Below are 20944 nucleotides of genomic sequence, written 5' to 3'. Positions count from 1 at the left end.
GAATTACTTAGTAGTTTTAACGAATTATTTAAATGTGCTGCCTTGCAAATCTAGTAACAATAGCGGTACGATTTTTGCCTTCTGTGCAATTTAATAGGATTATCATATTCGAATCGAATGGGATGGCAATTTAGTCGGTAGTAATCCCCAAAAGTTTGCCGTACCCGTACCATTCTTGAAACCGACTTTTGTAAGTCCCGCACCGATCGCTTGTCAGCCCTACGCTCCAAACGCATGAAATTATCGTCGACCAACCGGTTGTATATTGGCTTTGCATTTGCTCTTGTTCTGTTTGTTGTGCTGGGCGTGATTGCGTTCCGCACGATTCGTAACCAGCTTGAAGAAGCGCAGTGGGTGCGGCATAGCTATAAAGTGTTGAAAAGCATCGCCATAACGGAGCAGTATCTGATCGATATGGAAACGGGTCGGCGGGGATTCCGGGCGACCAATGAAAAGCGGTTTCTCAAACCCTACACTGAAGCCCTGGGCCGGGTAGAAATTTCGGCCGAAACCATCCGGAAACTGGTGACGGATAATCCGGAACAAACCGAGCGGGTCATTGAGATAGAAAGGCAGATCCGGGATTTGCTGACCTATTGGAAAGAGCTGGGTGATGACGCTTCCCGGTATACACGAGCCGACATCGTCCGGATTACCGACGGCGAGAAAGCCCGCATGGATGAGGCCCGGCAGAAGCTGGGAGACATGGCCCGCATGGAGGAATTGCTGCTGGCGAACCGGGAAAAAGAAAGCGATCGTGCCGTCAATACGGCGATTTATGTCTTTAGCGCGGGGGCGGTATTTTTGCTGCTATTCGGTGCTGTTCTTCTGTATCTGTTTGCCTTTGAGATCCGTAAGCGCCAGAAAGCGGAAACGGAGTTGCTGCAGAATCTGGAAGAAGTCGAACAGCTCAATCAGGTCAGTGAAGAAAAAAACTGGATGCTAACGGGTTTGGCGGTGATCAACGAATCGATTCAGGGCGTTAATGAATCCGACTCGCTGGCGAAAGAAGTATTGAGAAATCTGACCCATTATCTGGCTGTACAGGCGGGCGGTTTTTATTGTTATGACGACGAAAACGAACGTCTGGAACTGAATGCGTCGGTGGCTTTGCCCGCCCAATCCCCTCAGTTCTATGCGCTGGAAGAAGGTCTGGTTGGACAGGCGGCCACCGGTTCCGAAGTCGTGGTGACCAACCACGTTCCGGCCGACTACTGGGCGATTCAATCGGCCAGCGGCAAATCCGTTCCGGGGCAAGTGATTTGTATGCCGCTTTGGTACAAAAAAGAACTGAAAGGGGTGATCGAACTGGCTGCTTTTCAGGCGCTGTCGCATACCCAGCTCGCCCTGTTGAAGGCCGTTGCCAACAACATTGCCATTGCCCTGAATGCCGCCGAAGCCCGCAAAAAAGTAAACCGCCTGCTGGAACGGGTTCAGGAGCAGAAAGAAATTCTGGAAAACCAGCAGGAAGAACTCCGGCAGTCGAACGAGGAGTTGACGCGGCAATCGGAAATTCTGCAGGCGTCGGAAGAAGAACTGAAAGTACAGGAAGAAGAACTGCGCCAGATCAATGCTGAACTCGAGGAACGAAATGAAGCCGTCGAAGTGGGTCGCCAGACCCTGGCCCGGAAAGCTTTGGAACTGGAAGAAACCGGTCGGTATAAATCGGAGTTTCTGGCCAATATGTCGCACGAATTGCGAACTCCGCTGAATAGTGTGCTGATTCTGGCCAAAATGCTGTCGGAAAATAAGGCCGGTAACCTAACCGGCAAGCAGGTCGAATATGCCAATGTGATTCATAAATCGGGCTCCGATCTGCTCAATCTGATCAATGATATTCTGGACTTGTCCAAAATTGAAGCCGGTAAAATTGACATGGTGGCCGAAAAGGCAGCTGTCAGCGGAATCGTCTACGATCAGGAACAATTGTTCAGCGTGGTGGCCGAGCAGAAAGGCGTTAAGCTGGTTACGGAAGTGGACGAATCGGTACCGCCGGTTTTATTCATTGCGAAACCCCGACTCGAACAGGTCATTAAAAACCTGCTGTCCAACGCCTTCAAATTTACGCCACAGGGCGGAACCGTCACCCTGTCGTTCAGGGTGCACGGCCCGATGGACGGTTTTGCCAACGAACCGCTGGTGAAGGCCGGACAATGGCTGGCGATTGCTGTTCAGGATACGGGCATCGGGGTTTCGCCGGACAAGCAGCAGGTTATTTTTGAAGCGTTTCAACAGGCCGACGGGTCGACCAGCCGGAAGTATGGCGGTACGGGTCTGGGGCTGTCCATTAGCAAGGAACTGGTGAAACGGCTCGGCGGAGAAATGCGGCTTCAAAGTCAGGAAGGGCAGGGAAGCACCTTCACCGTTTATCTGCCGCTAACGGAAGCGCCGACCGCCGAAACCCCCAAAGCGACCGAGCCGGAACCCCCAAAAGCCAGCGCCCCGGTACTGCCTTTGACCGGAATTGTTGAGCAAAACACGCTGAAAGACGACCGCGATGCGCTGCAAAAGGGTGACAAAGTGATGCTCATCGTGGAGGATGACCCCATCTTTGCGAGTGTTGTTCAGGATTTTGCCCGCAGTAAAAACTACAAAACCATTGTGGCCCTGCAGGGCGATGAAGGGATCTACTACGCCCGGAAATACAAACCGTCGGCCATCATTCTGGATATGCAGTTACCGGTTGTCGACGGCTGGAGTGTGATCAACTGGTTGAAAAATGACGAAAGTTTGAAGGCCATTCCGGTCCACGTGATGTCGGCAGCCGACGAGCCGAAGTCGGGCATCGGGAGCGCCTTGGCGTATATCCGGAAACCGGTCGAGAAAGATGATCTGGAGAAGGCGTTCGGGCGAATCAGCGACCATTTGCAGGCGCAGATCAAGAAGGTGCTGGTGTTGTCGGGCGATTACCTCAACAACGATTCATTGAAGCAATTTATCGGTCAGCGGCATTTTGACCTGGAGTGTGAATACGTGGCCACGAAGGCGGAAGCACTGAAAAAACTCGGACAGAATTCGTACGACTGTCTGATTGTCGACATGGGCGGGGATCTGGAAAAGGGACTCGGCGAACTCAAACAACTGCGCGAAGCCATGCCGACGGAATCGCTGCCGGTAATTATTTACATGGACAAGGATTTGAAACCGGCCGACGAATGGGAACTCAAAAAACTATCCGATGTCGTCATCCGGGAGTCGTCACAGGCCATCGACCGGCTGATGGACGAGCTGGAACTGTTTTTATACAAAGTACAGGAAGTCGAAAAGAAAGAATTGCCCCGGCCGCTGACCAAAATCGACGACCGGAGTTTGCAGGGGAAAAAGGTCTTGCTGGTCGACGACGACATGCGGAACGTATTCGCACTGAGCACCTTACTCGAAGAGCAGCAAATGAACGTGGTGACGGCGGTCGATGGCCGCGAAGCCCTGGAACTGTTGCAGCAACACCCGGATACCGACATTGTTCTGATGGATATAATGATGCCCGAGATGGACGGATATGAAGCGACCCGGCGGATTCGGGCGGATCTGAAACAGATCCACTTGCCGGTAATTGCCCTGACAGCCAAGGCCATGCCCGGTGATCGTGAAAAAGCGATCGATGCCGGAGCGTCGGACTACATCACCAAACCCATCGATAGCGGGCGTTTATTTTCGTTGATGCGGGTTTGGTTATCGGTAAAAGCATGACCGTACACAGTCACATTTCACTGGAAGAACTGGAAGAAATCGTTCACCTGATTCGGCGGCAGTATGGCTACGATTTCGGCGATTATGCCCGGGCTTCGCTCCAGCGCCGGGTGATTCGGTGCATGCAGAAATCGGGCTGTCTGACGGCCTACGAACTAAAATACCAACTGACCAACGACAGGGTGTTTTTTGCCTGGTTCATTGAATCATTGACGGTGAATGTAACGGAAATGTTTCGCGATCCGTCATTTTATAAAGAACTGAGAAATACGGTATTACCCAAGCTGGCCTCTTACCCGACCATCAAAATCTGGCATGCGGGCTGTTCAACGGGCGAAGAAGTGTTTTCGATGGCCATTCTGTTGCACGAAACCGGTTTGCTCAACCGGACGCGGCTGTATGCCACCGACCTGAATCCGGCCAATCTGGAGCGTGCGCGCCAGGGAATCGTGCCGTTGCAGCATATGAAAGACTATACGTCCAATTATATCCAGTCGGGTGGATCGAATGCGTTTTCGTCGTACTACACGGCTCGTTACGAGAACGCCATTATTCACAAGGAATACCGGAAAAATCTCGTATTTGCGACGCACAATCTGGCAACCGATCAGGTTTTCAACGAGTTCCAACTGATTTGCTGCCGGAATGTACTGATCTATTTTAACCGGAATTTACAGAATCGGGTCATGACGCTGTTCAGCAACAGCCTGGCACCGCTGGGCTATCTGGCACTCGGCATGAAGGAATCGTTGCTGTTTTCGGACGCCCGGCATCAATTTGACGTCGTGAGCCCGACCACCCGTATTTACCGAAGTAAAACCTAAACGGATGACCGGATGCAAGGTAGTGGCAATTGGCGGCTCGGCGGGAAGTATTCCGGTCGTGGCGGAGTTGTTGCAGGCTTTGCCGGCGAATTTTCAATTTACCGTAATCATTATTTTACACCGCCTGAAAAACGTTTCCAGTAGCATGGATACGATTTTGGCTGGCAAACGAAGCGGGATTATGATTGCGGAGCCTGACGACAAAGAGGTGATTGAGGGAAATCGTGTTTATCTTGCTCCGCAAAATTATCATCTGTTGATTGAAGCAGATAAAACCATCAGCCTGGACTATTCCGAGCCGGTTCATTACAGCCGCCCGTCGATCGATGTCACGTTTGAAAGCGTGGCGCAGGCCTATGCCGATAAAGCCGTAGCGGTTTTACTGAGCGGAGCCAATCCCGACGGGGCCGACGGGCTGCTCGCTATCGTCAGTCAGGGCGGTATGGCCATCGTTCAGGACCCGGCAACCGCCGAATATCCGGCCATGCCGCAGGCCGCCATCGACCGGAACCGGGACGTGGTTATTCTGACACCCGAAACCATTGCATCCTTTTTACACACACTCAACGATTAACCCATAAACGAATGGTAACAGCGAACCACTCTCCGGATATTACCATTATGCTGGTCGACGACCGCGAAGAGAACTTGCTTGTGCTTGAAGAAATGCTGGCCAGCGACCAGCGGAAATTTATCAAGGCTACTTCCGGCAACGAAGCTTTGCGCTATGCCCTGAAAAACGACCGGATTGGCCTGGTTATGCTCGATGTTCAGATGCCGGAAATGGACGGTTTCGAAGTCGCCCGGATTTTGAAATCCAATCCGAAAACCAAAGATATCTCGATCATTTTTGTCACGGCCATCAACAAGGAGGAGCAATACATTCTGAAGGGGTTTGACGAGGGCGCCGTCGATTATCTGCAAAAACCGCTGGATGTCAATGTGACCAAAGCGAAAGTAAATGTTTTTGAGCAACTGTATCATTACCAGCAGGAACTGAAGCAGACGGCACTTCAACTCGAGAAAATAAATAAGCAACTGGAAAAATTTGTCTACATCGTGGCGCACGATCTTAAGTCGCCGTTGGTTGGCATGATTGCTGCCCTTTCTTTGCTGGAGATGAAAAACGAAGAAGAGGTGGTGCCACGGGAAGAGATTCAGGAGTATGTCGGCCATTCGAAGTCGGCCGCGTTTCATTTGTCCGATATGATCAATTCATTGTTGGAATATTCGCGGAAAAACGTTGCGCAGCAAACCGTCGAGGAAGTTGACGTCCATGAACTGGTCGAGCAGATTGCCCTGCTGATTTTTCCGCCCCGCCATATTTCCATTGAGATTGTGGGGCGATTGCCCGTATTGAAAACCAAGAAAATCAAACTTCATCAAATCTTTCAGAATCTGCTCAGTAATGCGATCAAATACAACGATAAAGCCGTCGGAATCATTGAGATCGGTTGTCACGACCGCGGTCGTATGGTGGAGTTTTACGTAAAAGACAATGGGCCGGGAATTTCGCCGGATGAACACGAAGCCATTTTTAAATTATTCCGGACGACCTCGAACGTTGCCCAGGCCGACAGCAGCACCGGCGTCGGGCTGTTCATTCTCAAAATGCTGGTCGAAGAACAGGGCGGCCGGGTTTGGGTGGAGTCGGAACCCGGAAAAGGCAGTACTTTTTATTTTGAGTGGATGAAATAAAGTGAAGATAATAGGCCGGATATGAAAGAATGGAGAATTGTCACGGTGAATGAAAATGCCTCGCTATCAGTGGATTCTTAGGTCTAAGCTTGCGTATCTGAAAAATAAAAACGGTATGGAAAACAGTATTACATTTTACGTGGTGGAAGACGATCAGACGGATTTTAGTTACATCGATCGGGCGATTCACGAGATCCAGCCGGACCTGAAAATCCGGCGGTTTTTACACGGAGCAGCCCTGCTGACTCATCTCCAGAATAGTGCCCCGGAAGAATATCCTTCCCTGATCATGCTGGATTTTTACATGCCGGTTCTGGATGGCCTGAAAACCCTCCGGCAATTGAAAATCAACGAAAATTACCAGCAGATTCCCGTCGTCATGTGGTCGGGGTCTTCGCGCCCCGAAGACATTAGCCAGGCCTACCGGCTGGGTGCCCGGGCCTTCCATACCAAACCGGTTTTGTTTGAAGACTGGCAGGAACAGTTGCAAACAACGCTTCGGTATTGGCTTCGGACCGTCGAGCTACCGAATCTGGTGGAATAACGAAGAGTAGCGGGCACGTTACCAAATTTGTACCCGAGTGCACAATTCTATACCAGCCAGCCGGAATTCTGTACGGTTTGATCTTGTTCTATCGGTGATATTTGCACTATCAATGAATTGAAACAGGATCATGGAAACGATAACATTCAAAACCAATATCAAATGCGGGGGCTGTGTGGCCACGGTTACTCCTTTTCTCAACAAAGCCGTCGGTGAAAACAAATGGCAGGTCGATACCCAAAACCCGGATAAACTCCTGACGGTGGAAGGATCGACGGTCGATCAGGTGAAAGAAGCCCTGAAAGAAGCCGGTTACAAAGCCGAACCGGTATGAGTACGCAACCCACGGCGGTCGAACGAACCGCACGAACCGGTTCGACTTCCAAACCGGTTCGAAAAACCTATCCCGTTCTGGAAATGAGCTGCGCGGCCTGTGCCGTGAGTGTGGAGTCGATGCTGAAAACGACACCGGGCGTTGTCGATGCGGGTGTCAATTATGCCAATCAGCAGGCCTGGGTCGAGTTCGACCCCAAAGCCGTCAGCCAGCAGGACCTCCAGAATGCCATCCGTTCCATCGGCTACGACCTGATCATCGATGCGGAAGACCCGCAGGCGGTGCAGGCCGAAGCCCAGCAACGCCACTACGAATCGTTGAGACAACGGACGATCTGGGCGGCTGTCCTGTCGGTACCGGTGGTCATCATCGGCATGTTTTTCATGAATGGTGCGTATGCCAACGAGATCATGCTGGTGCTGTCGGCTCCGGTGGTGTTCGGTCTGGGTCGTTCGTTTTTTGTCAATGCCTGGAAACAGGCCCGGCACGGAAAAACCAACATGGATACGCTGGTGGCCCTGTCGACCGGTATTGCGTTTCTGTTCAGCACCTTCAATACCTTCAATCCCCAGTTCTGGCACGCCCGCGGCATTCACCCGCACGTTTATTTCGAAACGGCTGCGGTCATCATCACGTTTATTTTACTGGGTAAACTACTCGAAGAACGGGCCAAATCGAACACCTCATCGGCCATTAAAAAACTGATGGGTTTGCAGCCCAAAACGGTCCGGATTGTGGAAAATGAGGCAGAAATCGAAGTTCCGGTGGCGTCGGTGCGGGTGGGTCAGGTGATCGTGGTGCGGCCCGGCGAGAAAATTCCGGTCGATGGAGTCCTGATTTCCGGTTCGTCGTTCGTCGACGAAAGCATGATTTCCGGCGAACCCATACCGGTTGAAAAAAAGACGGATCAGGCGGTATTTGCCGGAACGATCAACCAGAAAGGAAGCTTCCGCTTTCGGGCCGCGAAGGTTGGTGCCGATACGGTGCTGGCGCAGATCATCCGGATGGTGCAGGACGCCCAGGGCAGCAAAGCGCCGGTGCAGAAACTGGTCGATCGGATTGCCGGTATTTTTGTGCCGGTCGTCATCTCGATTGCCCTGCTGACGTTCGTGGTCTGGATGGTTTTCGGGCCCGCCGAAAACGCGTTTGCCCAGGCTTTGCTAACGTCGGTCACGGTGCTGGTCATCGCCTGCCCGTGTGCGTTGGGACTCGCCACGCCCACGGCCATCATGGTCGGGGTGGGCAAAGGCGCAGACAACCAGATTCTGATCAAAGACGCCGAAAGCCTGGAGTTGGGGCATCGGGTGAACGCCGTCGTTCTGGATAAAACCGGCACGATTACCGCCGGAAAACCAGCCGTCACGGCGCTGGAATGGCAGTCGTCCGAAGTCGCGCGGCTGTCGTCGATTTTAGTGGCTCTGGAAAGCCAGTCGGAACACCCGCTGGCCGATGCCGTGATCGACCATCTGGGCCCCTTGTCCGGAAAAACACTCACGCTCGAGAGCTTCGAAAGCCTGACCGGACGCGGTGTTTCGGCTCGTTATGAGGATGTTACGTATCTGGTTGGGAATCGTCGCCTGCTGGACGAACGCGGTATTTTCATAGAGCCGGGCATTGAGCAACGCGTGAACCAGTGGCAGCACGACGCCCAAACCGTGGTTTATTTTGCCGACGAAAAAACCGTTCTGGCCATCATTGCCATTGCCGACCAGATCAAGGAAACGTCGAAAGCCGCCATCCAAACACTGAAAAACCGGGGTATCGAGGTCTACATGCTGACCGGCGACAACCCGCAAACGGCCGGGGCAGTAGCCCAAACCGTGGGGCTGACCGATTTTCGCGCCGAGGTCATGCCGTCGGATAAAGCCGCTTTCGTCAAGGAACTGCAAAACCGGGGCAGGGTGGTTGCAATGGTGGGCGACGGCATCAACGACTCACAGGCACTGGCTCAGGCCGATGTCAGCATGGCGATGGGCAAAGGGTCTGACATTGCGATGGATGTGGCCCGGATGACGCTCATTACGTCGGATCTGGGCAGCATACCGAAAGCATTGGAATTGTCGCGCAGGACCGTGCAGGTCATTCGGCAAAACCTGTTTTGGGCGTTCATCTACAACCTGATCGGCATTCCGATTGCCGCCGGAATTTTGTTCCCCTTCAACGGTTTTCTGCTCAATCCGATGATGGCCGGAGCCGCCATGGCGCTCAGTTCGGTGTCGGTGGTCAGCAATAGTTTACGGTTACGCAGCATACGGTTATAAACCGTTTGTTAAAAATGAACAGCCCACGGCCAAAACCGTGGGCTGTTTTTGGTTTAGGGCATCTGTTGCGTAACCCGCCACATTTCCACGATTTTTCCCTGACTCAGCCGAAAAACGTCATAGAACGTCACCGGTTTCCGGTCAAGTTGACCGTCCGACTGAACAACCACAAAATTGCCCTCTCCAATGATCCGAAGCAGGTGATCGATGGAGAAACGACCGGTTTGCTGCAAATACTGGCGCAAACCGTCCGATCCGTTGGCGATTTCGGGCGTGTGCTGAATGAGGTCCGGCGCGACATACTGGGAAAGAAACTCAACTTTCCGGTCAATCAGAATGCGTTGATAAAAGTCGCCGACCCGCTTTTTATGGGTCAAGGTTAGGCCGAAATCTTCTGTTTCTACGGCACCGTCCATCATGGGATGACCGTTCAGGGTGGTTTCGGGTTGCTGTTGAACGGCGTCCCAATGTTCGGCCACTTGTCCGTTCTGGAACCGGAACAGATCAACCACGACCATTATTTTGCCACCCATCTCGAAGCTCAGATTCGTCACCACGAAATCACCTTCTGCAATGAGCCGCATGAACGGTTTCGTGGAAGTGGCCGGTTTGGGCATTTGTTTCATCGAATTCAGCGCTTCCATCAGCCCCGCTTTGCCCGGTTTGACCATCGGACTGTGCTGAATGTAGTCGTCGGCGATGATTTGGTCGGCGTAGTCGATATCGCCATTCGCAACCGTGCGCCGGTAAAAATCACGGATGATGGTTTTGTTTATTTCTATCTGCTGCATGCTGCCTGTCTGGTTGGGAGTTGTTCTGGAACACGAAAGGATCAGGGCAACGCATAGCGGCCCCGCAATGAAAACGCGAATTTTCATTTTTTCGAAAATTGAATGGATTGACTGGTTGGACCGTCAGGCTCCTTTCCGGAGCCTGTTGCGCTCAAAAGTGTGGCGCAGGTGAAAACGACCTACCGGTTTTCGGCAGGAATTTTCGGGAAGGTCGGCGGTATTTGATGATTCTATGAAGCAGTGGGGCAAAGGTAAGGCGTGGCCGCATGAGTTGCAACTGATGGCGGTATTTGGCATACTTCTTGTCCGTTTTTCAGGAATAAGCCGCCCGTTTTGCAGGCGCTCTAGTTTCGATCTTTTCCATCATAGGCAGACGGTACCAATAAATAAGTGATTTATAATTGGATAGGAAAACGTAGGTGAGGTTGACTATAAATGCCTACTTTAATCGTTATATTGACTTTCTATTCCTCTCTTTAATGCGGTTTATGAATTTATTACGACTTGTTATCAACGCCACTCCGGCCGATGACCTTCCGTTCAGGCATGTTAATTGGTACCAGAATGAAATTGCTCAAATCGAACGGGCAATCCGCATCCAGGCGGGTATCGAGCAGGTGGCAGAATCCATACGGAAGTATGAGAAGCTGGCCCATGACCTGGAACTTGAGAGAAAGCAGCGAAGTAGAATGCTTGCTAAAATCCAATCCCGGATGGACAAGTTAAAAGCCGAGATTGAGCTGGTCAACTACCAATTCAGTACCAATTAAGAAACTGATTTTCACGGATCGACCCGGAATGGCCGCTCGACGAAGTTTCCCGAAGTCGCGGGGACTGCTTTTTGGATTACATCCCGATCAAAAGGCCGGTTGAGTGTATGGCCGGCGAGGTCTTCCAGCCGGGCCTGGTTCCGCAACGTGTAGGGGCCTGGTTTCCACGCCCGACCCGGTTTGAAGAGGCCGGTTTTTTCGAGCGGGTGGTCGTGGCCAGCCAGAGCAGTCCCGCAAAGCCAACCGTCAGTAGGAAATACATTTTTTTCGTGATTCGAACGGTTAGTTAGGATTTGAATTGGTAGTGATGATTGGCTGAATTTGTCTAGCCGTACAACCCTGAAAAAGCTTTTAAAAAGACAAATTTTGGTCGTTTTTGGTTAGTAATTCAAGGTGCCGTAGGGTGGGGTGGTCGGTGTTGAACCCCGGAGGGGTTTCCTGTTACTAGAATGAGTAATCTGCCGCCATCTGGCTAAGCCCCGGCCGGGGCGTCCTAAACTTCAAACCACCATCAATTTCACCAGTAGGACGCCCCTGCCGGGGCTTAAAGCTTGCAATTCGGCTTTTACGGGCTAGTAGCAGAAAACCCCTCCGGGGTTCAACACAAATGAGATCTTTCCCGACATTCGAGAGAATATTACCGTCAGAACACCCTTTCGGGGTTCAACACAAATCCCCTGGTTGATGAACCAACATGGAATTTAAGGGCGATTTATACATGCAATAGCATGATCAAAGTCCTGCGATTATACCCTTACAAATAAGGGACTTGTAATATACTTAAAGAACCGCCGATGGTAACCGGTAACTCCGGAAGGGTTTTCCGGTTACTAGCCTGGAAGGACTGAATTGCCTGTTTTAAGCGCCGGCAGGGGCGTCCTAAATGCAAGACCGCCGTTAATCAGGGCTCCCCTGCCGGGGCTTAGATGGATAGGTTCATCGTCTTATTCTGGTAACTGGAAACCCCGCCGGGGTTCAACACCGACCCCGGGAGAAATTTTGTGCTCCCCGGTCTACTTCCGCGCCAGCCGGTCGGCATCCACCGCCGTCAGCAGCGAAATCAACCCGTTCTGTTCGGTGATTTTCCGGTGCGTTTCGGGATACCGGATGGCAGATGTCTGGTCGCGGAACATCAGCCGCAGCAGTTCGCCATACAGGTGCATTTTGTTGTGATCGAAACCGTAGCGGATCTGAACCTGCTGGGCTATTTCAAACTCTTTGTTGCGGCCGCGGGCCGCCCGGTCTTTGCCGCCGTAATTGGCGGAAATGTCCAGGATTGACTCCGGAAAAAGGTCCATCAGTGCCCGCGTCCCGGATTCGTCGACCAGCCCCCGAATCACGGCCCGCGTCGGCACCCATTCCTGCAGGGTAACGTCGCCCCGCTCAAACAAAAGCCGCATTTCCTGGCGGTCCATCCGGCCCACCTGCGTGAAACCGTGGTAGAAATTAACCAGCGTATCGCCGTAGCGAACCGTCGCATTCACCTGATCTTCGAGGTCGGTTCCGTCGCGTTTGCAAACCTGGGCGGCTTCTACTTTGCCTTCGCCCAGCCAGCCCGCAAACATGTCGAAGAAGTGAACGCCGTGTTCGATAAAAATACCGCCACTCAGTTCGCGGTTCCAGAACCAGTGCTGGGGTGCCAGCCCTTCGTCACCCGCGTAATTCTCGAAATAACCGTGCAGAAATTCACCCAGTATCTTTTTGTCGATCAGCGTTTTAATGCGCTCGAACATCGGGTTGTAGCGTTGCATCAGGTTGGTCACCATCAGCAATCCTTTGCTTTCGGCGTAGGCCACCATCTCGCGACCCTGTTCGGCATTCATGGCCAGCGGTTTTTCACAAATCACGTGTTTTCCCGCCCGTAGCGCCTGCATCGACTGTTCATAATGCAAAAACGGCGGTGTGGCAATGTAAACGATGTCGAGGTCGGGCTGGGCCAGCAGTTCGTCGATGGTATCAAAGTGCGTAGCGCCAAAGCGGTTGGCGGCTTTTGTCGCTTCTTCGCGCTGGGAACCGGCAATGCCGATGAGTTTGACGTTGGGCGTTTGGAGGAAATGCTGTGTGGCAAACAGGCCAAAACCGCCGAAGCCAATAACGCCTAAGCCCAGTTCTTTCAGTTCACTCATGATTGGTTTTTGATTGATTAACAGACAGGTTGTTCTTACCTAACAACAATCCGGCTCAACTGTTGAAAGGTTTTCAGAATTAGGAGGCCGATTGCGGGATTACAGCGACTGGAACCGCATTTTGATCAATTATCTGCGTTTCTGATCCATTTCACCGCGTCTCCATTTACTTTGGCCGTATAGCCTCACCGTTGCTTTAGTTCAACCTATGATGCCTTTCAGGCTGGAATTTTGGCGGTTCATCACTTTTTTGTCCTATGTGATAGGGGGAAAACCGACCTTTGCTGTCATCAAACAAAAGCAGCCCATTCCGGCTGTTTTTCAGTCATCCAACCATCCTATTATGAAACAGTTCTTACAAATCGGCCTGCTGATGCTTTTGGTCAGCTCTTTTGTCCTGGCGCAGGGGACGACCGACCCGGCTTCGGCGACCCGGCGAACGAACGGTCAGGCAACGGTGAGCGGTTACATTAAAGATGCTGCCAACGGCGAGGGATTGATTGGCGTTTCGGTGTTCGTGAAAGAAGCCGGTACCGGTATTACCACCAATTCCTACGGCTTTTATTCGTTGACCTTACCGCTGGGTACCTACAATCTGGTGTATTCGTACGTTGGTTTTTCCAAACAGAACCGCACCATCGATCTGACCAGCCAGAACGTCCGCTTAGACATTGAGTTGAAAGAAGAGGGACGTGACCTTCAGGAAGTTACCGTGTCGACCAAGCGCGAAGACGACAACGTCAAGAGCATGGCGATGAGTGTCAACACGGTGGAAATGAAGACGATTCAGAAAATTCCGGCGTTGCTGGGCGAGGTCGATGTCATTCGGAGTATTCAACTGCTGCCGGGCGTCTCGACGGTCGGCGAGGGCGCCACGGGTTTCAACGTCCGGGGCGGGAACGTCGATCAGAACCTGGTGTTGCTCGATGAAGCACCGGTCTACAACTCCTCCCACCTGTTCGGTTTCTTTTCTGTTTTTAATCCCGATGCGGTAAAAGACGTCAAGCTGGTGAAAGGCGGTATTCCGGCCGTGTACGGCGGTCGGATTTCGTCGATTCTCGACGTTCGGATGAAAGAGGGAAATTCCAAGAAAACGACGGTGTCGGGCGGTATTGGGCTGATTTTTAGTCGGTTAACGCTGGAGCAGCCGCTTTTTAAGGATAAAAATGGCCAGGCGCGGGGGTCGTTCATTATTGCCGGCCGCCGGTCGTATGCCGACATTCTGGCCAAACCGTTTCTGACGGGCGACCTGAAAGGCTCCCGGTTTTTCTTTTACGACCTGACGGCCAAGGCCAATTACCGCATCAACGCCAAAAATACCATCTACTTATCCGGTTATTTGGGGCGCGATGTTTTCGGGGCCGATTTTGGGTTCAACTGGGGGAACACGACGACCAGTTTGCGCTGGAACCACGTTTTCAGCGACAAGCTTTTCCTGAACACCACGGCTTTTTACAGCAATTACGACTACCTGCTGGACAGCGACCTGAAGCGGAAAAACACGAAGGATTTTTTCAACTGGAAATCCGGTATTGTCAACTACAGCATCAAACCCGACTTCACACTGTTCCTGAAAAACAACACCCTGACGTTTGGCGGGCAGGCCATTGTCTACGACTTTCAGCCGGGACTAGCCACGGCGGCCAGTGGGGGCGAAGTGCGGACGTTTGGACTGGAAAACAAATACGCACTCGAAAGTGCGCTCTATATTGGCAATGAACAAGTGGTTTCCCGGAAGTTGCAGTTGCAGTACGGACTGCGGTATTCGCTCTATAATTACATTGGCCCCGGCGAAGCCTACGAATTCCAGACCGATGTGCCACCCAATCAGCGCCGGTTTCCGGTTTCGACCACGACCTACAAACGCAACGAACCCATCAAAACATACGGCAACTGGGAACCCCGGTTTTCGGCCAAATATGAGTTGAATGAGGTTAGTTCGCTGAAAATGAGCTATAACCGGCTGGCGCAGTACATCCACCTGGTGTCGAACACGACGGCTTCAACGCCCCTGGATGTCTGGACGCCATCGACCAATAACATCAAGCCGCAGATTGCCGACCAGATCGCCGGGGGCTATTTCCGGAATCTGGGTAAAACCGGTACCGAATACGAAGTGTCGGTTGAACTGTATTACAAATGGCTGCAAAACCAGGTCGATTACATCGATGGGGCCGATCTGCTGCTCAATAAATACCTCGAAGGCGATCTGCTGAACGGCAAGGGCCGCGCCTACGGAGCCGAATTTTTTGTGAAAAAGAACCGGGGCGACCTGACGGGCTGGGTGAGTTACACGCTGGCTAAAACCGAGCGGTTCGTGGACGGTATCAATAACAACCGCTGGTTTCCAACCCGTTTCGACAAGCGGCATACGGTGAACATCGTGGCGTTGTATGACCTCAACAAACGCTGGAGCTTCTCGGGGACGTTTGCTTTTGCAACCGGTACGCCGGGTACGTTCCCCACCAACGGCTATCTCTTTCAGGGCTATCTGGTGCCGCACAACGCGGAGAATTCCCGCAACAACTACCGGATTCCGCCGTATCACCGCCTGGATCTGGCGGCTACCCTGCAAAACCGCAAGAAAAAACCGACCCAGAAATGGGAAAGCAACTGGGTGTTCTCGGTCTATAATTCCTACGCTCGCCGGAATCCGTTCTCGGTCTATTTCCGGCAGGCCGAAGACAAACGAACCGTCACCCTGAATGGCGAACAGGTGCAGATTCCGGTTGCGGAAGCCGTGCGGTATTCCGTTTTTGCCACGCTCATCCCATCAGCGACGTATAACTTTAAATTCTAGAATTTAGAACCCGCCATGAAAAATAATCAGATATTCGGTTTTTCGGTCATTCACGTAATCTTACTGGGATTGCTCCTGCTGGGCATGACGTCCTGCGAAGATCCGATCGACATCAACCTGCAAACCGGCCCGTCGCAACTGGCCATCGATGGCTGGCTCACCAACCAACCCGGTCCGCAAACCATCAAACTGACGCGAACCGCCGGTTATTTCGACGCGGCTCAACCGCCCGCAGCCCTGGGTGCCACGGTGATCGTGGCCGACGAGGACAGTGTCATTCACGAGTTTGTGGATTCGAAAGGAACGGGCAATTACGTCTGGACCCCGAAGCCCGGTGAAGTGTTCGGAAAAATCGGTAAAAGATACCTGTTGGGCATCCGGTATGAAGGGCAGGAATATTACGCCATCTCGCAGATGAATCCGGTTCCGACCATTGATTCGCTGGTTTTCCGGGAAGAAAAACCCAATCCGCTGGAAAAACGGACGGCTTTTGAGGGTGAATTTTATGCCCGGGATTTGCCGAACCGGACGGATTATTACTGGATTCGGACCTATCGCAACGGCAAGAAACTCGACGGAACCGAAAACATTCTCGTTTCGTACGACGGCTCCTTCAACGGGTCGGCCAACACCGACGGACTGTTGTTCATTCAACCCATCCGGACGTCGATCAACCCCGATAGCCTTTATAATATGAATGACTCGGTCAAGGTCGAAGTGTTGTCCATCACACCGGATGCGTTCTATTTTTTCCTGCAACTGAGCACCCAGATCAACAACGGCGGTTTGTTTGCTTCCCCGCCCGCCAATGTGCCGACCAACGTGATAAACCGGAATGCCAGCGGTCCCAAAGCCGTGGGTTTCTTCGGGGTTTCGGCGGTGAGCAGCAAGGCGGTAAAAGTGGAACCGGCGTTGATTCGTCCGAGTGAGGATTGAAGAGAAAGGAGGTAGAAAGGTGAAACGAACTTACTTAGTCAAAGCCGTTCGCAGAGGCCATGGCGAATACCGCCCTCTTGATCGAAGCGGTCTGCAATGATGGAGTAAAATTGGTCGTCATGACGTTCGTAAAACCGGAATATCGCGTATGCTACCAGATCGGCCAATTGAATAAGACGCGACGCGCGGGAATCGAGAAACAAAGGTACTTCAGACAAGTTACGCAACACGCCCCAAGTATGTCCCAGAGTCCTAAAGTTTGTCGCTAAGCCCTGAATAGTGGTTTCGTAAGTGGATTTGTCAAAAATAATGATACCGCGTTGTGTATCATTATTTTTATGCAATCGACCCAAATAATGATCAAATCGGCTAGCCAATTGTTCAAATGCCATCTCTACAGGATCATGTGGGCTAACTTTTGCTTTGTTAATGACACAAGCAAAAATACGATTGGATAAGTGCGAATTTGCTAAGACTGAAAGGGCATCTTTAATAGCTTGTATCCGGTCTTGTTTAGGAAACGGTTTCCACATGTTCCGTCCGCCCATCATTGGACTGCCATGCAACTCAATGGCATTAATTTCAGCAGGATTGAAGCGTTCGGCGATGCGGTCGAGTTCATTTGAGATCCAGAAGGTTTGTCTCTCAAAGAAGGAAATTCCAGCCAAGACAAAGTGTATTTGGTTAGGATCAGCTGCGCTCCCGGACTCGTCAGCGTAAAGTAAGTGCATAAAAAAAGCAGTCAAGGAGAAACCATGTTCTCGCGGCCCAAAGTGGCAGGGCCTCCCAACTGCATTACAAATGTAATAATATTATGCGACATTATGAACAACAATGTTACATAACAACAGGTTGATGGCGCGACCTTCATAGCTTCCACCGCACCTGTACTTTCACTTCGCTCTTGTGCGGTTTGGCAATCTCGTCCAGATCCGAACCGGCGGTTTCCTGTTTTCGGAAATCGGTGCGGCTCCAGCGCAGCCAGAGGTCGAAATGCTTGTTTAGTGTGTACTGAACCAGCAGGTAATTCCGGATGCCCTTGTTGGCGTAGGCCGGAATCGAAAAAGCCGCCAGCACATCCCGTTCATAAACGTACTGGCGGCTGTCATAATCATCCGTGCTGAACCACGCCAGCCGACCGCTGAACGACAGCCGCCCAAAATCGGCCGTCGCATCCTGCACTATAGCCACGCCGTTCGAGGGGGAGAAGCCGGTATATTGGAAACCGCCCCACTGAACCCGCGTCCGAAACGACCAGGTTCGCGAGGGCGTATACTCCGCGTTGAGCGCGTAGTTGGTCCGTACGGTTTTGACGGTTTCTTTCGTTTTGCTGAGCCTTTCCGGCAGGTTTTTCGCCTTGTGCTCTGCGTGGTAGATCCCGTAAACCGTCAGCTTTTTCGTGGGCGTATAGGTCGTTTGCAGAAGGTAATCGTACCCCTGAGACGGTTTGTCGACTAAAAATTTCCACCACGGAAACCGGTATTGATCGATGAAAGCGCCCAGCGTCAGCTTGCGGTAGATGACGTAGCGCAAACCGGTGTAGATACCGCGCTCGTTGCTGTTGCGCGTATTTTCGCCGAAAGCATTGGCGTAGAAGCTGTGAAAATTCCGGTCGTAATACCGCCCCAGAATAGCCGCATCCAGTCGTTTCGTCAGGCTGGCCACCGCTCCGCCAACCGCGCCAACTCCTCCGCTGGATGACCGGGCCGCTTCACCGAAAAAATTAACATTCTGCCACAAATAGGTGCCGTGCAGTCCCAGAACCGTGTTTTGTTTTCCCGTAAACTCATAGCGGTTATACGGCAAATCGCGTTTTTGCAGGGATTTATCGAAAACCGTATGCAAAACGGTTGCGCCCAACTGCCATTTCTGATCCGAATGATACAGCACATGAACGCCCAGATTTTGTTCCAGGAGGCTGGCCCGGTCGGCAAGCTCGGCGGGCGTTCGGTGCAGGCCACTGGTTTGTAAGGAACTGATCTTGTCTTCCTGATTTTCGGTATCCGCCACCACATTGCCATCGCGCCGGTTGCGAGCCGCCAACAGCGTAACATCCCAGTTTTTGCTCAGCGCGTACGTGGCCGTCAGCCCGCGCAGGTAGCCGTATTCGCTCAACGACGTATACGGTCGTCCGCCCAGCGACGGCCGACGAACGCCCCCAACGGTTTCGGCACCCTTGCCCAGCGAAAAGCCCGACGCCAGTACCAGCCCCTGACCGATTTGCAGTTGATAGTCGCCAACCAGGATATTCCGCCAGCGGCCCCGGTTTTGAATCTGGGCGTGAAACGAAAGGTAATCGATGCCGTAGTGATGGCTCGCCGGTTTCCAGCGGAATGGTTCGCCGGGGTCCTGCTCCAATGTTAAGCCAAAACTGAAATCGCGCGGACGGCTGTAGCGATACCGCAAATACCACTGCTGCCGGCTGCCGTCGTAACGCCGGGGCAGATTGCCGTTTTTATCCGGTTCGGCGGCCGTAAATCCTTTTTGCTGCTCCAGAACGCGTTCAACCCGCATAATCAGGTAATGATCCGTCGGGTTTCGCACCGAAAGCGAGCGGTTTTGGGTATCGACGGTTACAAAAGGCAGGAGTCGGCGGATGGTCGGCAGGTCGAAATCGGGGACGGCCTGAAGTTCATAAATCGATAAAAAAGGGCCGAAGGTCGTGCGATAGTCAAACAGGCTGTTGAGTTGTCGTTCGGACAGCAGGTAGGTCGCCGAAAGTTCGTCGCGGGAAGCGGTATTGAGATCGAGCGGATTGGCGTAAAGCTGGTACAGATTTTCGTACACCGTCGGGTAATCGATGCCTTCGGTCTGTACGGGAAATAAATTCTGGATGAAGGCCGTGAGGTTGGTTTCCCGCCGGCGGTATTCCTGGCTGAAGACGGACTGATTCAGCAGCAACAGGCCCGCCAGCAGGCCAACCGGGAAATGGAATTTCAAAGCTTCGTCGCGGTGGGAGAGGCCATACTGCTACCGAACAGCCCGTTTCGGCTGAAAGATTTTCTTTCAGTAGCTTAGACGAAGAAACGGGCCGGAAGACACTCCGGCCCGGATCGGGTTGGTTTAAAATACCGCCACCTTACTCTCCCTTGATGACCTTCAGCAGTTCCTGCAAATTTTTCTGCTGGCGTTTGTTCACTTTCGGATACTCGAACTTCAGATTTTTCAGTTCGTCCACCAGAACTTTGGCCACAATCAACCGCATGTTTTTCTTGTCATCGGCCGGAATGACGTACCAGGGGGCCTTGTTGGTGGCGGTGGCATTGACCGCATCTTCGTAGGCCTGCATGTATTGCTTCCAGAAGCCCCGTTCCACCACGTCCTGGTCGTCGAATTTCCAGTTTTTCGACGGATCTTCAATCCGGTCGATCAGCCGGTCGCCCTGCTCTTTTTTCGATACGTTCAGAAAGAATTTCAGGACCGGAAAACCGTTGCGATTCAGATACGTTTCGAAGTTGCGGATGTCTTTGTAGCGTTGTTTCCAGACTTTGTCCAGGTCGGTGGTGCGTTCTTCAGGTAGCCGCTGGGTTTGGGTCAGAATCTCCGGATGAACTTTAACCACCAGCACCTCTTCGTAGTACGACCGATTGAAAATGCCGATGGTGCCGCGTTCGGGCAGGTTGATGAGGTTACGCCAGAGGAAATCGTGGTCGAGTTCCTGGTCGGTCGGCCTTTTGAACGAATGAACGCGCATTCCCAACGGGTTTACACCGGAAAACACGTGCTGAATGGTGCTGTCTTTGCCAGCGGCATCCATCGCCTGAAAAATGGTGAGCAGCCCGTAGCGGTTGTGGGCATACATTTTCTCCTGCAAGGCATTGAGTTCGACGGTCAGGCTGCTGAGGAGGGTTTCATACTGCTCCTTGCTTTCGTAGAGATCGTCGATTTTAGTCGGAAAGTCGGAAATGGAAAATTTTCCGCTTTCTTCCGAACCGGAGAAACGGAATTGCTCCGTTTTCAGGTGTAATGATTCGTTTTCGCTGTTCAAAGTGGTAGGTGGTAAACTTTCGGGACGGCGAACCGTCTTAAAATGGATTCTGTTACTTAAAAACCGTTGGACTGATTGCTGCGTCTGTACGGCAGGGAACTCACTTTTGTTATTCGGGTACAATGTCGGAATAAACCTTTCAACTTTGTAATATGTTCAAACCATTGCACGTCAAACGCCTG

Annotated in this window: 16 protein-coding genes; 10 read left to right on the top strand and 6 right to left on the bottom strand. The window is 52.2% G+C overall.

Going from position 1 to position 20944, the window contains the following annotated elements:
- The first annotated feature begins 234 nt into the window (after window positions 1-234).
- The 7 genes from EHT87_RS12860 to EHT87_RS12830 all read left to right on the top strand — a co-directional run bounded on the left by EHT87_RS12860 (window position 235) and on the right by EHT87_RS12830 (window position 9351).
- Entirely contained in the window at window positions 235-3690 is a 3456-nt protein-coding gene (locus tag EHT87_RS12860; RefSeq protein ID WP_124907015.1) for a response regulator, read from the top strand.
- Window positions 3687-4514: a CheR family methyltransferase gene (locus tag EHT87_RS12855; RefSeq protein WP_124907014.1), complete on the top strand. Its 828-nt coding sequence runs from the start codon at window positions 3687-3689 to the stop codon at window positions 4512-4514. The genes EHT87_RS12860 and EHT87_RS12855 overlap by 4 nt, the downstream gene beginning before the upstream one ends.
- 4 nt (window positions 4515-4518) lie before the next feature.
- Window positions 4519-5088 (top strand): chemotaxis protein CheB, encoded by a 570-nt coding sequence (locus EHT87_RS12850; RefSeq protein ID WP_124907013.1) that lies wholly within the window; start codon window positions 4519-4521, stop codon window positions 5086-5088.
- Between the two features lie 11 nt (window positions 5089-5099).
- Complete coding sequence (locus tag EHT87_RS12845) at window positions 5100-6212, top strand: sensor histidine kinase (protein WP_124907012.1); 1113 nt, start codon at window positions 5100-5102, stop codon at window positions 6210-6212.
- Between the two features lie 115 nt (window positions 6213-6327).
- Window positions 6328-6756, top strand: coding sequence for a response regulator (locus EHT87_RS12840; RefSeq protein ID WP_185716202.1), 429 nt, complete (start codon window positions 6328-6330; stop codon window positions 6754-6756).
- A 130-nt stretch (window positions 6757-6886) separates the two neighbouring features.
- The gene (locus EHT87_RS12835) at window positions 6887-7090 is read left to right on the top strand and encodes a heavy-metal-associated domain-containing protein (RefSeq protein WP_124907010.1); all 204 of its coding nucleotides are present in this window, start codon (window positions 6887-6889) and stop codon (window positions 7088-7090) included.
- Window positions 7087-9351: a heavy metal translocating P-type ATPase gene (locus tag EHT87_RS12830; RefSeq protein WP_229321034.1), complete on the top strand. Its 2265-nt coding sequence runs from the start codon at window positions 7087-7089 to the stop codon at window positions 9349-9351. Before EHT87_RS12835 ends, EHT87_RS12830 begins: the two co-directional genes overlap by 4 nt.
- Window positions 9352-9404: 53 nt before the next feature.
- On the opposite strand, the gene EHT87_RS12825 is transcribed toward EHT87_RS12830, so the two are convergent.
- On the bottom strand, window positions 9405-10229 hold the full coding sequence (locus EHT87_RS12825; protein WP_229321032.1) for a nuclear transport factor 2 family protein: 825 nt from the start codon (window positions 10227-10229) through the stop codon (window positions 9405-9407).
- Window positions 10230-10630: 401 nt separating this feature from the next.
- Here EHT87_RS12825 and EHT87_RS12820 point away from each other — a divergent pair, with 401 nt between their 5' ends.
- The gene (locus EHT87_RS12820; protein ID WP_124907009.1) at window positions 10631-10912 is read left to right on the top strand and encodes a hypothetical protein; all 282 of its coding nucleotides are present in this window, start codon (window positions 10631-10633) and stop codon (window positions 10910-10912) included.
- Window positions 10913-10988: 76 nt separating this feature from the next.
- Here EHT87_RS12820 and EHT87_RS12815 read toward each other — a convergent pair whose 3' ends face one another.
- Entirely contained in the window at window positions 10989-11174 is a 186-nt protein-coding gene (locus EHT87_RS12815; RefSeq protein WP_124907008.1) for a hypothetical protein, read from the bottom strand.
- A 751-nt stretch (window positions 11175-11925) separates the two neighbouring features.
- Window positions 11926-13038 carry a Gfo/Idh/MocA family protein gene (locus EHT87_RS12810; protein ID WP_124907007.1) on the bottom strand — a complete coding sequence of 371 codons (1113 nt, stop codon included), beginning with the start codon at window positions 13036-13038 and terminating at the stop codon, window positions 11926-11928.
- 343 nt (window positions 13039-13381) lie between these two features.
- Between EHT87_RS12810 and EHT87_RS12805 the strand changes: the two genes are divergently transcribed.
- Both EHT87_RS12805 and EHT87_RS12800 read left to right on the top strand, forming a co-directional pair.
- Entirely contained in the window at window positions 13382-15838 is a 2457-nt protein-coding gene (locus tag EHT87_RS12805; protein ID WP_229321030.1) for a TonB-dependent receptor, read from the top strand.
- 15 nt (window positions 15839-15853) lie between these two features.
- Window positions 15854-16774, top strand: coding sequence for a DUF4249 domain-containing protein (locus tag EHT87_RS12800; protein ID WP_124907006.1), 921 nt, complete (start codon window positions 15854-15856; stop codon window positions 16772-16774).
- A gap of 38 nt (window positions 16775-16812) precedes the next feature.
- Here the strand turns inward: EHT87_RS12800 and EHT87_RS12795 are convergent, their stop codons facing one another.
- The 3 genes from EHT87_RS12795 to EHT87_RS12785 all read right to left on the bottom strand — a co-directional run bounded on the left by EHT87_RS12795 (window position 16813) and on the right by EHT87_RS12785 (window position 20762).
- On the bottom strand, window positions 16813-17505 hold the full coding sequence (locus EHT87_RS12795; protein WP_124907005.1) for a DUF3800 domain-containing protein: 693 nt from the start codon (window positions 17503-17505) through the stop codon (window positions 16813-16815).
- Between the two features lie 136 nt (window positions 17506-17641).
- Window positions 17642-19714 carry a ComEA family DNA-binding protein gene (locus EHT87_RS12790; protein ID WP_229321026.1) on the bottom strand — a complete coding sequence of 691 codons (2073 nt, stop codon included), beginning with the start codon at window positions 19712-19714 and terminating at the stop codon, window positions 17642-17644.
- A gap of 139 nt (window positions 19715-19853) precedes the next feature.
- Entirely contained in the window at window positions 19854-20762 is a 909-nt protein-coding gene (locus tag EHT87_RS12785; RefSeq protein ID WP_229321024.1) for a polyphosphate kinase 2 family protein, read from the bottom strand.
- Window positions 20763-20944: the final 182 nt, after the last annotated feature.

Source organism: Larkinella knui, assembly GCF_003858645.1.
GTDB classification, from domain to species: Bacteria; Bacteroidota; Bacteroidia; order Cytophagales; family Spirosomataceae; genus Larkinella; species Larkinella knui.
This window is presented reverse-complemented; position numbering and strand designations above follow the sequence as displayed.

Bases quoted from the DNA above. Each gene is read 5' to 3' on its own strand.
- EHT87_RS12860 (WP_124907015.1), top strand. From the start codon at position 235: ATGAAATTATCGTCGACCAACCGGTTGTATATTGGCTTTGCATTTGCT.
- EHT87_RS12855 (WP_124907014.1), top strand. From the start codon at position 3,687: ATGACCGTACACAGTCACATTTCACTGGAAGAACTGGAAGAAATCGTT.
- EHT87_RS12850 (WP_124907013.1), top strand. From the start codon at position 4,519: ATGACCGGATGCAAGGTAGTGGCAATTGGCGGCTCGGCGGGAAGTATT.
- EHT87_RS12845 (WP_124907012.1), top strand. From the start codon at position 5,100: ATGGTAACAGCGAACCACTCTCCGGATATTACCATTATGCTGGTCGAC.
- EHT87_RS12840 (WP_185716202.1), top strand. From the start codon at position 6,328: ATGGAAAACAGTATTACATTTTACGTGGTGGAAGACGATCAGACGGAT.
- EHT87_RS12835 (WP_124907010.1), top strand. From the start codon at position 6,887: ATGGAAACGATAACATTCAAAACCAATATCAAATGCGGGGGCTGTGTG.
- EHT87_RS12830 (WP_229321034.1), top strand. From the start codon at position 7,087: ATGAGTACGCAACCCACGGCGGTCGAACGAACCGCACGAACCGGTTCG.
- EHT87_RS12825 (WP_229321032.1), bottom strand. From the start codon at position 10,229: ATGAAAATTCGCGTTTTCATTGCGGGGCCGCTATGCGTTGCCCTGATC.
- EHT87_RS12820 (WP_124907009.1), top strand. From the start codon at position 10,631: ATGAATTTATTACGACTTGTTATCAACGCCACTCCGGCCGATGACCTT.
- EHT87_RS12815 (WP_124907008.1), bottom strand. From the start codon at position 11,174: ATGTATTTCCTACTGACGGTTGGCTTTGCGGGACTGCTCTGGCTGGCC.
- EHT87_RS12810 (WP_124907007.1), bottom strand. From the start codon at position 13,038: ATGAGTGAACTGAAAGAACTGGGCTTAGGCGTTATTGGCTTCGGCGGT.
- EHT87_RS12805 (WP_229321030.1), top strand. From the start codon at position 13,382: ATGAAACAGTTCTTACAAATCGGCCTGCTGATGCTTTTGGTCAGCTCT.
- EHT87_RS12800 (WP_124907006.1), top strand. From the start codon at position 15,854: ATGAAAAATAATCAGATATTCGGTTTTTCGGTCATTCACGTAATCTTA.
- EHT87_RS12795 (WP_124907005.1), bottom strand. From the start codon at position 17,505: ATGCACTTACTTTACGCTGACGAGTCCGGGAGCGCAGCTGATCCTAAC.